Source organism: Priestia sp. SIMBA_032 (assembly GCF_046535215.1).
Lineage (GTDB): Bacteria > Bacillota > Bacilli > Bacillales > Bacillaceae_H > Priestia > Priestia aryabhattai.
Map to the genome: position 1 here is coordinate 1 of NZ_JAWRXD010000147.1, position 446 is coordinate 446.

Annotated in this window: 1 pseudogene; it reads right to left on the reverse strand. The window is 43.3% G+C overall.

Going from position 1 to position 446, the window contains the following annotated elements:
• Window positions 1–8 precede the first annotated feature (8 nt).
• Window positions 9–446, reverse strand: a pseudogene (locus SB717_RS33735) (FtsK/SpoIIIE domain-containing protein); the annotation flags it as partial.

Genomic DNA, 446 nt, shown 5'->3' on the forward strand with positions numbered 1-446 from the left:
ACGGAAACTCATCGCTGCTCCTCCTTCTCTAATAAACCAAAAATAGACTGTGATACCACTTCTAGTTCTGGTTCAGGATCTTTCACACGTGTTTTATAAGGTGAAAGTATTTCTTTACAAGCTCCTTCATCTAAGAAGTAGGCTTGAAACTCTTTCACTTTATCAATTTTAATTTTCATACGCCCTCTGGCTGCGGCATCAATTTCTTCGGCACCGATGACTCCGGCTACTTTTGCATTTATCTCATCGGCCTGCCTTCCAGAGATCCGAACCCGTAAGTTTGCTTTGAGTGCTGAATTCAACAAATCGGCATCAGGACGCTGCATCGCAATAATCGTATGAACACCTAGAGCACGTCCTTGGCTGGCAAACTGTTGAATCATCTCTACGAGATCCGTTTCTCGCTTGATTATACTCATCTCATCTACAACCACGACAATTCGAGG